This is a genomic window from Dyadobacter alkalitolerans DSM 23607 (genome assembly GCF_000428845.1).
In the GTDB taxonomy this organism is placed as follows: domain Bacteria; phylum Bacteroidota; class Bacteroidia; order Cytophagales; family Spirosomataceae; genus Dyadobacter; species Dyadobacter alkalitolerans.
Genome location: NZ_AUAS01000021.1, coordinates 34,575 through 42,878, shown reverse-complemented (window position 1 = coordinate 42,878; position 8,304 = coordinate 34,575). Strand labels below are relative to the sequence as shown.

Annotated in this window: 4 protein-coding genes; 1 reads left to right on the top strand and 3 read right to left on the bottom strand. The window is 50.1% G+C overall.

The annotated features are described in order from the left end of the window. Positions 1-730 (top strand): fibronectin type III domain-containing protein (locus tag G395_RS30400; RefSeq protein ID WP_169720080.1); only part of this gene is annotated, 730 nt, incomplete at its 5' end. A 1,020-nt stretch (positions 731-1,750) separates the two neighbouring features. Here the strand turns inward: G395_RS30400 and G395_RS0125045 are convergent. Genes G395_RS0125045 through G395_RS30395 form a run of 3 tightly spaced genes read right to left on the bottom strand, consistent with a single transcriptional unit; the run spans position 1,751 to position 8,253 of the window. Continuing rightward, positions 1,751-2,941, bottom strand: a complete 1,191-nt coding sequence (locus G395_RS0125045; protein ID WP_026632554.1) for a glucuronyl esterase domain-containing protein — start codon at positions 2,939-2,941, stop codon at positions 1,751-1,753. 28 nt (positions 2,942-2,969) lie between these two features. Then, positions 2,970-4,829, bottom strand: coding sequence for a RagB/SusD family nutrient uptake outer membrane protein (locus G395_RS0125040; protein ID WP_035361999.1), 1,860 nt, complete (start codon positions 4,827-4,829; stop codon positions 2,970-2,972). Between the two features lie 13 nt (positions 4,830-4,842). Beyond that, entirely contained in the window at positions 4,843-8,253 is a 3,411-nt protein-coding gene (locus G395_RS30395) for a SusC/RagA family TonB-linked outer membrane protein (protein ID WP_211237801.1), read from the bottom strand. Positions 8,254-8,304: the final 51 nt, after the last annotated feature.

The window sequence follows — 8,304 nt, the reverse complement described above, 5'->3', positions numbered from 1 at the left end:
GGGGTCAACGGTGTATGCCGCTACCGCTGGCGGGTTATCGATTTCGTCCGACGGGGGCAACAGCTTTACCAACATGACTACCGCCAATGGGCTGGCGGATGATTATGTGTATGACGTGAACGTGATGGGCCAAATGATATATGCCGCTACCCCTGGCGGGTTATCCGTGTGCAGTGCTGATCCAATGCCGGTCAGCCTGATATCCTTTACGGCCAAGGCCCAGCCTAACCGTAAGGTGAGCTTGGCCTGGTCCACCGCCATTGAATGGGACAACGGTGGCTTTCTCATTGAACGCAGTAAGGACCTGCGCACGTTTGAGCAAGTGGGCCAGGTAGGGGAACTGTCGCCCAACAGCAGCAACCGTAAGGATTACCAGCTTATCGACCAGTGGCCTTACCAGGGCACCAGCTACTACCGGCTTACCCAGATTGACCTAAGCGGCAAGAAGACGGTATACTCGGCCGTTTCAGTGGTCATCCGCGATGATGCCTATGGAGTGTACCCCAACCCGGTGGTTGGCGGTGATGAGTTTACACTTCGGCTGGACGAGCCTGAAACGGCGAACGTGGGCTTCTATCACGTGGGTGGCGGCTGTTTTCCCTTGCAAAAGACGGGCGTTCATGGTGGTAACCTGCTGCTGAAAACGACGCCCCAACTATCCGCGGGTGTTTACATCATTACCGTTGAAGAACGGGGCCAACTGCGACAGCACCGCCTATTTGTCGAGTAGTGGCGCGGACTATCAAGAATGGGGGCAGGTGATTCTTCAATGAGTTGTGACAAACTGCGGGCGCAGGAGAAGTCCGACCTACCGGCAAGTGGCAAACGGGTTGCAACGACCGAAGCGGATCAGATTTCAAATTGCATGTTTTAAATCTACAGAAAAGTAAAACAGGGGCCAAAGGCCCCTGTTTTACGCAACTCACCAAATCTTACTTATGTTTCCTGAGCACCATCCACTTGGAATACGGATTCTCTCCATCCAAAAACCGCCCAGCATATGTCGCGCATTCGACCAGCGTATTTTTCGGTAAATAAACTGCATCTGTAATGCGCAGGTAGGAGCGCTCTCTATCTTCCAGTGCGCCATCTCAACGCATCCACTTTACGCATGTACTGATCTCCCATTTGATGAGTTAGGCGTATAGCCTAAGATGATTTTGGACAAAACATCTACAAGGTTTTACAACCAGAAATTAATTCAATTCGAATGACAGCCGGATAATCCGAATCAATGAAGCGCCCTAAAGCATTGAGTTCCTTTGTTTAAACGACCCGGACACAACTGGATTAGGAAAACCACCCTTTCCACCGGTGTCCGGTGCGGTCGCCAACACTTTATAATTAAGATGAAAGTCAAACGGGATTCCCAACCTTTCAAAGACAAACGAGAAAAGGTTATTTGAAAACATCAAACGCGGACCTGATCATAGCGATCAGGTTTTTTAATGCGTCGTCAATAGATAACATCTATAAGACTTTCTATCGAAATTATTCGGTGGTTTTTATGTACTCTCAGCGCCATGTGATTTTCTTCCCGTTTGGTTTTGATCAATAAAGTGATAGGGAAACATCATTGATACTGCAGTTAGTTAACTAGCGTATACTCCATAAGGATTTATCAAGAGTTAATACAGTGAATTCACCAAATAATATTTGTTAATGACAAGATGATTATGTTCAATAGGTTTCAAGTTTAATAATAAAATAGGCTGCCTTAGTCATATCGAGACAGCCTATTTCACGTACTCTATTTTTTGCCGTAATGGGCATCAGCGAACTTTACAAATTGTGCCCAGTCGTAAAACGTTAGGTCGTGCTTGCCCGTGCGGTTGTGGTAACCCATCGGCGGCAGGTTGATCGGCGTATCCAGGGCTGGCGGCTGCTGGGGCAGTTGTGATTTCAATTTGTATAATGCATACACCGGCTCGGCGTGCTTCATGGCCAGGAATGTGCCGGTGGGATCTGCCCAAAGGTCCTCAGAAGCATTGGTTGCGTAAACCAGACGCGGAGCAATCAGCGCGATGAGCATGTGCTGGTCTACCGGCAATGCCTGCTCGTTGTTGTTGTACTTTTTATAATTGTTATTAAACCAATGGGGAAACGTGGTATTGATACGCGCTACCGTTTCGCCAAAATTCCTTTTCGACAATGCGGCGCCTGTGTTACCCGAGCAGTTAGAGAAGCTCATCGCGAAACGCTTGTCCTGCGCCGCAGCCCAAAGCGAGGTTTTGCCGCCCCGCGAATGGCCCACGACACCTACCCGTTTGGCATCAATAGATTTGTCGGTTTGAAGATAATCCATGACGCGGCTGGCTGCCCAGGCCCATGCACCGATGGCTTTCATTCCATTATCTGCCTGTGCCAGTTCCGGATAGAGCCGGAGTACGCCATTTTGATATTTGTCCTTATTATCGGGCGCGGCGTCGCTGTAGTGGAATGCGGCAATGGCATAACCTGCCTCGATCACCTGCTCGGCCGGCCAAAATCCGCTGATTGAGTCGCGGGAAGCAAGCGTGTTTCTCGGGCTGCGGTTGTTGATCAATAAAAATGCAGGTGCCGGCTTTTTGACATCGTTTGGTACAAACATCACCACATTGATTTTGACCGATTCACCTTTCTCGGTCACTGTGACTTCTACTTCCTTCAAAGTAGCTTTGCCGGCCATCGCTTTCCGGTCCTGGCGGGCTACTTTGAAATCGATTTTATCAAATGAAGCAGGCAGTTTACCGTAGACATGATCCTCGAAAAGGCCCAGGATTTCCGGCCGCCGCTTCTTTTCCCAGTCTTTAACGGAAGTTATCTTTTTCCCATCCTGCCCTTCGAGTGCGTCCGGCAACGTGTAAGTGCCTACTTTGCTTTCGTTGTAATTCTGGGCTGCCGCTTCTTGCAAGGCCGTTGCGCCAATGCTCAGTGCGAGTATGATGAATAGTTTTCTCACGATTGAATGTTTAAATGTTCAAGGGTTTCTACTGTGGCAGAGTCGTCAATGCGGGCACGTTCCGCTCAGCACCCGGGTAGCCGATATTCTGATTGATGACCCCTTTCGTATTCGCATTGATTGCCGCCGCAGGTACGGGCCACAGGATGTGGTGGACGCTGATCTTGTATTCTGCCCAGCGGTGTCTGACGCCTTTATTGTAAAAGTTGTTTTTGGCAGTTATCCAATCGTAGTAGAAGTTAACTCCGGATTGCTTCACGTTGGCACCCGCGCCGCCCGGACCGCTAATACCGACAAGCGCATATTGCTTCCCGAAATACTCGCAGTTTTTACCTGTCTTGGCGTAAGTATAGGCGATGCGGGTTAGTTCCACGTGCCTGTTTTCTTCAAAGTACAGTTCGCGCGCACGCTCATCCACGATCGCGCCGATATTGATGTCTGCCGCCGTCATTGGATCGGCGCCGGCTCTGGCCCTTACGACATTCAGCATGGCTGCTGCCGAACTGTTGTCGCCCGCCCAGTAATGCGCTTCTGCCATCAGCAAATACACTTCCGCCGAACGGTAAATGTACATGGGCGTTTGCCCGCCCCAGTTCCAGTCGCCGGACAGCGGATCGGGCACGAAGGTTTTGAAATGAGGCCACTGGTACCACGACCGGATCGAATCTTCCACCGACATAGCCGGATTTTTCACAAGGTTCTTTCCGTAATAGGCATTACCGCGGGCTTTTAATGCAGGATCATTGTACCACATGTCGGCCGGACTTTTCCAGCTGTCACGGTTATAAACACCTCTTAAATCCTTCTTTTCTTTCTGCGTCCAGATCGTGTACTGATAATAATTGGTCGAGCGCGCACGGCCGATGCCACGTCCATAAATCGAATTAATCTCATATTGCTTTTCGACATTAGGCGTGAAGACAATGCCAGTCAGCCCATCGGGAGTAGTAACGCCCACGATCCTTGGAAGCAGGTTCCGCGGGAGCTGTGAAGATACTGATCCTGGAGAATTCGGGAAATTGACAATGTACATTAGCCCTTCTTTATTGCTCATATCCAGCTTCGCCTCCACGCTGTGCAAATCATGCATCAGGTTGGTGTTGGGTTTGGATTGATTTGTGGTGAACCGTTGCGTCACCAAGGGATGAAGTGCCGCAATCTGCTTTCCGATCTCAACCGCTTCATTGAAAAGGCCAAGCGCAATATTCACCTTCATTAGCAGCGTACCGCAGGCCGCCTTGCTAACCCGGCCTCTGTCGACCACCTCCGGCACATTTTGGTAAGCCCAGTCCAGGTCTTCTTTGAGTTTTTGCAAAATCACCCAGCGATCTGTTGAGTAGTAGTCCGTTCTAGGTTCAGCAACTTCTGCCATCAGAAATGGAACATCTCCAAATTGATGTACCAGTTTGTAATACCAATAGGCACGGTGAAAATAAGCCTGTCCTACAATGCGTTTTTTTTCGGCTTCGCTGGCAAATGATGCGTCGTCAGCCCTGGAAATGATTATGTTGGCATACTGAACAGCCTTGTAGCCATTCTCCCAATACCACCCTACCCGCGTAAAATCGGTGCTGTTCAGGTTAGCATCCGGAAGCAGTGATTTGTCCAGGTCCATCTGCGGACCGGCCTTATCAGTCGTGCCTTCTACGGCAATGTCCGAAAGGATCATTTCGGTGATCGCCGGCATGGCATCGCCGTTATATTCGGCGCCCATTTGTTTTTCGCAAGCGGCCAACGCGGCGTCCAACCCTTCTGCATCGATATAAGTGTTTTCAGGCGTATAAAATGATAATGGTTTGGGTTCAAGCCAGCTGTCGCTACAGCTGGTAAGACCAAGCACGCAACACGTTGTGAGAATGCGGGTAATTGAGTTAGTTATATTCTTCATAACAACCAGTACTTTATAATGTGATGTTAAAACCTAAGTTGTATGTACGCGGTGTGACTGTCCCGCTTTCCGGATCCCAAAAATTCCAGTGCGCTGCAAATACACCCGCATTCTGCACGCTGGCCGACACGGTGAGTTTTTGGATACTGGCCTTTTGGATCAGCTTCGAAGGGATGTTGTAGCTCAGCGTCACGTTTTCAACCCGCAGGAATGATTTGTTCACAAAGTTGCGTCCAATATTTTTCGACCCGATACGAGCATAATCATTAATCGGGTTGGTAGCGGTCCATCTAGGGAAATCGTAATCAGAAGTTCGGTCTGGAAAGGCATAATTATTGGCAGCACGCTGAAATTCGCCATAATAGCCCAAGTTCGAGTACATCATCACCGAAAGCCGCAGGCCCCGGTATTCAGCCTCATTGCGCAGCGACCACCTGAACCGCGGTGTCCTGTAGCCCTGGAACACCTTATCGTCATTGTTCATAATGCCGTCGCCATTCCCATCCACATATTTGAAATCGCCAGGTTGCAGACCGTACCTGAGCGCCTCTTCTTTCTCATCCAGCTGCCATACCCCGTCCCGTTTAAATTCCCAGATCCGGTCGGGGTCCTGCCCGATGAACCAGCCATTGGTAGGGTCGTCGGATTCTCTCTGCGAAACTACATTTCCGTTTGCATCCAATACATTCATCATGTCGCCGTAAAGCGAGGCGATCTTGCGACGGTTGAAGCTCATATTTGCCGTGGCATTCCAACTGAATTCTCCCTTTTGAAGCACTACCGCATTTAATGTCAATTCTGCCCCGTGGTTACGCACCTGCCCAAGATTGCTCATCACACTCGAATAGCCGGTGATATTAGGCAATGCGCGAGAAACGAGCAGGTCGTTCGTACGGGATGCGTACACTTCCAGGGTACCGTTGAGCCGGCTTTTGAAAAGACCGAAATCAAGGCCCACGTTGTATGCGGCCGACCGCTCCCATTTCAAGTTATAGTTGGCCATGCGGGTCACATAGATCTCCGAGGTGCTGTATACTTTTCCAGTCTGATCGATGTATGGCCGCAGTCCGGATGTCATTTTGGCCAGCGCCTGGTATTGTCCGATCTCGCGGTTCCCATTTTCACCCCAGGTGAGCCTAAGCTTCCCGTAGTCGAGCCAGTTAAGTGATTTGAGAAATTTCTCTTCTGTGAATACCCAGCCCAGTGCAATGGAAGGGAACACTGCGCGGGGATTTTTCTTTCCAAACGCGGAATACCCATCACGACGGACGGAAGCGGTGAGCATATACTTGTCCTTCAACGAGTAGAACGCCCGGCCCATCAATGCGTCACCGGTCTGGATTGAATCTCCACTAACAACCGTGGCGACTGTACCCGCTTGCAAGTTGTGGTAACCGAGCGCGTCGTTGGGTGAAAAACTACTGGCGTTTGCTGTCGTCCCCCAAATGCGTGCTTTTTCCGCATTGACCAACCCGGTAAGCTCTATACGGTGCACCTTGTTAAATTCTTTACTCCAACGAAATATGTTGTCGAGCTGCCAGTTGAAGCGCTTGCTCGTTGCTCTTTGGGAAACACCTCCGATTGCGCTCCATCTGTCTCCCTGGGAGGAATAATGGTTATAGTATTCGTACCAGTTATAATACGGGGAGAAATTCATGTTATATTCTATCCCGAAAGGCAACTGAATTTTGGTGAACAGCGTAGCGATTACATTTTGCCGTCTATCAATCCGGTCGGTGTACAGGTTATCGTAAAATGGGTTCACTGGGTCCAGGCCTGTCGGGCGCCTGCGAAATTGGCTGGTTGGATCGTCGATGTTATTGGAGCCGTAGGGTGAGATCATGGTCATCTGACCCCAGTCGGCAGGCAGGTACCCCTCGTTGCGGGTAGCGAATTGCGTGTTGGCGCCCACGGTCAGGAACGGCGTGATCTTCGCCTCTACATTCACACGGGCCCGCAGGTTTTTGTAGCGGTCGCCCACCACAATACCTTTCCGGTCGGTGTAGCCAATAGAGAAATATTGCGAAATGTGATCAGTCGCGCTGGAAATCGAAACATTATAGTCTTGCTGAAAGGCCTTTTGAAACACCAGCTCGTCCCATTTCGTGATTTTGCCCGCAAAATAGTTTTCCATTTCAGGGGCAGTAAAATTCAGGCGCGAGAGCCACTGCGTCCGCAGTTGGTCGTCGGTCACACTTGCCAAAGGCACTTTTTGGTCGTAGTTATACCAGTCCAGCTGATTGATACCGTTCAGCCCAGACGGATCAGCAAACATCTGCGGGTATTGCGCCAGATAGGCTTCCGAATTGCGGCCTTCGTTGTAATCCTGACGAAATTTCAAAAAGCCATTTTCATCCAAAATTTTAGGGCGGCTTGCAGACACGGCCAGGGCAGTGTTGGTCGTAAAATTAATGATTGGCTTGCCTTTCACCCCTTTTTTGGTTGTGATCACGATCACCCCGTTGGCAGACCGGGCACCATACACCGCGGCGGCGCTTGCGTCTTTCAATATGTCGACGGAGGCAATGTCGGCCGGGTTAATGTCGGCCAGCGCACCTTCATAAATCACATTGTTTAAAACGATCAAAGGGTTGTTACTGGCTGTGAGCGTCCCCTTGCCCCGGATAGAAAGTGATGCATCGGCCTTGGCGTTAGTAGCAATGCCGATATTCAAACCAGGTGCATTACCCCGCAAAATGTCCTCTACGCTGCGGGGTGCCTGACCAGCCAGGTTTTCCGTTTTTATGCTCGATATGGCGCCGGTCAAATCTCGCTTTTTGGATGTTCCGTAGCCCACAACCACCACTTCTTCCAATGATTTAGAATCCGTCTGAAGCTTCACATCGATCGTCTGTTTGCTGCCGACGGTAATTTCTTGCGTCACAAATCCAACATAGGAAAAGACTAGCACAGCCTGCTCATCGGGCACATCAAGATTGAATTTTCCGTCGATGTCACTGAGCGTCCCCCGCTGACTTCCCTTCACGACAATGCTCACTCCGGGCAAGCCTTCTGCGTTATCGTCCCTGACAGTCCCGGAAATGGTAATGTCCGCGGGCATAGCTACGGAAGGTTTCTGTCCCGCGTTCATCCCGGTCCCGCCCGATTTGGGCAGCAGTACGATCCGGTTGTCGCTAATGCGGTAAGTGATGTCAAGTGGTTCAAGAAACGAATCCAAAATTTGCCTGACCGTTTGGTTACTGGCTACTAGTGACGCGGTCCTTCCGGCCTGGATTACCTCCGGACTGTACATAAACTTAATCCTGGTTTTCGCTTCGAGCGTCGCGATAATCTCCTTCAATGGACGCCCTTCCACGTTAATGCTGATCTTTTGGTTGAGCAGCTCCTGTGCATTGGATTCATTCGCGTAGGCCAATCCGGCCAGACAGACCGTGACCACAAATTGAACAATCGAAACTTTCATGATTTCTGTGATTAAACCATGTATGGATACTTTTCTTTTCATTATTTTTGA